The sequence below is a fragment of the Kitasatospora sp. NPDC049258 genome (assembly GCF_040678895.1).
Taxonomy (GTDB): Bacteria; Actinomycetota; Actinomycetes; order Streptomycetales; family Streptomycetaceae; genus Kitasatospora.
Genome location: NZ_JBFAQT010000106.1, coordinates 1 through 1,852 on the forward strand (window position 1 = coordinate 1; position 1,852 = coordinate 1,852).

Consider the following 1,852-nt stretch of genomic DNA (forward strand, 5'->3'; position numbering starts at 1 on the left):
GGGAGTGTGGAGTTCTCGGCGGATCTGTTCGATCGGGGGACGGCGGAGGCGGTGGTCGGTCGGTTCCGGCGGTTGCTGGCGGCGGTGGCTGCGGAGCCGGACGGTCGGGTCGGTGCGGTGGAGTTGTTGACTGCCGAGGAGCGTCGGGAGTTGGCGGCGTGGCAGGGGGTGGTGGTCGAGCCGGACGGGTTGTTGTTCGCGGAGGTGTTCGAGCGGCAGGTGGGTGTGTCGCCGGAGGCGGTCGCGTTGGTGGCGGCGGACGGGGTGCTGTCGTTCGCGGAGTTGGATGCTCGGGCGAATCGGTTGGCGCGTGAGTTGGTGGCGCGTGGGGCGGGTCCTGAGCGGTGTGTGGCGTTGGTGTTGCCGCGGACGTCGGATCTGGTGGTGGGGTTGCTGGCGGTGTTGAAGTCGGGTGCGGCGTATCTGCCGTTGGATCCGTCGCATCCGGTGGATCGGGTCGGTTTCATGGTGGCGGACGCAGGGCCGGTGCTGGCGTTGGCGGTGGGGTCGACGGTCGGGGTGTTGGACGGGTCGGCGGTGCCGGTGCTGGTGCTGGACGATCCGGTGACGGCGGCTTCGGTCGCGGGTCGTGAGGCGGGGGTGTTGGGGCTGGAGGTGTCGCCGGGGCATCCGGCGTATGTGATCTACACCTCGGGTTCCACCGGCCGTCCCAAGGGTGTCGTGGTCGAACACCACAGCCTGGCCGAGCTGTACCGGACCCACCACCGTGCGCTGATCGACCCGCACTTCGGTGACCGTGCCAACGTCCCGGCCGCCCTGGTGGCGGGCACCACCTTCGACACCTCGCTGGACGCCTTCTGCCTCCTGGTGGCCGGCCACCAGCTGCACCTGATCCCGGACGAGGTCCGGCTCGATGCCGGGGCACTGACCCGCTACGTGGCCGAGCACCGGATCGAGTTCCTCGACCTGACCCCGTCGTATCTGTCGGTGTTGCTGGGCGAGGGGCTGCTCGCCGACCCCGACCATGCGCCCGCGCTGCTGATGGTGGGTGGTGAGGCGCTGGGTGCGGAGTTGTGGGCGCGGTTGCGTGCGCAGGGCCGGACGGCGGTCTACAACTACTACGGTCCGACCGAGTGCACGGTGGATGCGGTGGCCTGGCCGCTGGCCGGGTCCGAGCTGCCGGTGATCGGTCGGCCGATCGACAACACGGGTGCCCATGTCCTGGACGGGGGCTTGGGGTTGGTGCCGCCGGGGGTGCCGGGTGAGCTGTTCCTGACCGGTGCCGGTCTGGCCCGTGGGTATCTGAACCGCCCGGATCTGACGGCGGAGCGGTTCCTGCCGGATCCGTTCGGTGCGCCGGGCACCCGGATGTATCGCACGGGTGATCTGGTGCGGTGGACCTCGGGTGGGGTGCTGGAGTACCTGGGTCGGGCCGACGACCAGGTGAAGATCCGTGGGTTCCGGATCGAACTCGGTGAGATCGAGGCGGTGTTGTCCGGCTTCGAGGGCGTGGAGCAGGCGGCGGTGCTGGTCCGGGACGAGGACCGCCTGGTCGCCTACGTGGTGCCGGCGGAGGTGGACACCGGCGAGTTGCGGGCCCGTGCGGCGGCGGCGTTGCCCGGGTACATGGTGCCCTCGGCGTTCGTGGCGCTGGCGGAGTTCCCGCTGACGGTGCACGGCAAGCTGGACCGGCGGGCGCTGCCCGCCCCGGAGCCGGAACTCGATGTCGCCGGCCGGGCACCGCGCACCGAACGCGAGCAACTGCTCTGCGCCCTGTTCGGCGAGCTGCTCGGGGTGGAGCAGGTCTCCATCGACGACAACTTCTTCGCCCTCGGCGGCCACTCCCTCCTGGTCACCCGCCTGGTCAGCCGCATCCGCACCGAACTCGGCG

Annotated in this window: 1 protein-coding gene; it reads left to right on the forward strand. The window is 70.7% G+C overall.

Translation table 11 applies throughout. From position 1 onward, the window contains the following. Window positions 1–264: 264 nt before the first annotated feature. Window positions 265–1,852, forward strand: a 1,588-nt coding sequence (locus AB0K43_RS31390) for a non-ribosomal peptide synthetase (RefSeq protein WP_363645812.1), incomplete at its 3' end; no start/stop codon positions are given.